At 64.3% G+C, this 1,116-nt stretch carries 2 protein-coding genes; one reads left to right on the top strand and one right to left on the bottom strand.

What is annotated here, in order from left to right:
* Positions 1-702 (top strand): Sir2 family NAD+-dependent deacetylase (cobB, locus tag ADK28_RS03500; RefSeq protein ID WP_048794897.1); only part of this gene is annotated, 702 nt, incomplete at its 5' end.
* A gap of 48 nt (positions 703-750) precedes the next feature.
* Here cobB and ADK28_RS03495 read toward each other — a convergent pair.
* The coding region (locus ADK28_RS03495; RefSeq protein ID WP_048794896.1) for an extracellular solute-binding protein at positions 751-1,116 on the bottom strand (366 nt) is incomplete at its 5' end.

Genomic DNA, 1,116 nt, shown 5'->3' with positions numbered 1-1,116 from the left:
GGGGCCGGCATTTCGGCCGAGTCGGGCATTCGCACCTTCCGCGCCGCGGATGGGTTGTGGGAAGAGCACCGGGTGGAGGACGTCGCCACGCCGGAAGGTTTCCAGCGCGATCCGGCGCTGGTGCAGGCGTTTTACAACGAACGCCGCCGTCAGCTGCAGACGGAGGAGATCGTTCCGAACGCCGCGCACCGCGCGCTGGCGGATCTGGAAGAGTGGCTGGGGGACAACTTCCTGCTGGTCACGCAAAACATCGATAATCTGCATGAGCGCGCCGGCAGCAAGCGGGTGCTGCATATGCACGGCGAATTGTTGAAGGTGCGCTGCACCCAATCGGGGCAGGTGTTCGAATGGCCCGGCGATCTCAGCGTCGACGATCGTTGCCATTGCTGCCAGTTCCCGGCGCCGCTGCGGCCACACGTGGTGTGGTTCGGCGAGATGCCGCTGGGCATGGACGACATCTACCAGGCGCTGAGCAAGGCCGATTTCTTCGTCGCCATCGGCACTTCCGGCCACGTCTATCCGGCGGCCGGGTTCGTGCATGAGGCGCGGCTGGGCGGCGCCTACGCGATGGAGTTGAACCTGGAGCCGAGCCAGGTGGAAAGCCAGTTCGACGAGAAACACTACGGTCTGGCCAGTGAAGTGGTGCCGCGTTTTGTGCACAAGTTCCTGGTGGGCAAGGTGGCGCGGGCCGACAGGCCCTGAGAAAGGCATCAGGGCGCACTGCGCGCCCTGATGGGATGGCGGGGCGTATTAGCGCCCGGCTTTCAACTTTTGGAAGTAGCTTTCGTACAGCGTGCTGGCGTCGCCGACGTCGTTTTGCCACTCGCCGTGCTCAATCACCGCCTTATCCGGGTAGAGTGACTTGTCGTTGGCGATCTCCGGCGACAGCAGCTTCTTCGCCGCCAGGTTCGGCGTCGGGTAACCAATGGTTTCCGCCACCTGCACCGCGATTTCCGGCCGCAGCAGGAAGTCTATCAGCTTTAGCGCCCCTTCGACGTTGCGCGCGTTGGCCGGAATGGCCAGGCTGTCCATCCAGAAGATCCCGCCTTCCTTCGGCCAGACGATCTCCAGCGGCGTGCCGGCCTGGCGCGCCACAAAGGCCGAACCGTTCCACAC

Source organism: Serratia sp. 506_PEND (assembly GCF_001076875.1).
GTDB classification, from domain to species: Bacteria; Pseudomonadota; Gammaproteobacteria; order Enterobacterales; family Enterobacteriaceae; genus Serratia; species Serratia marcescens.
The sequence above is the reverse complement of the archived record's forward strand: the minus strand, read 5'-3'. Positions and strand labels throughout refer to the sequence as shown.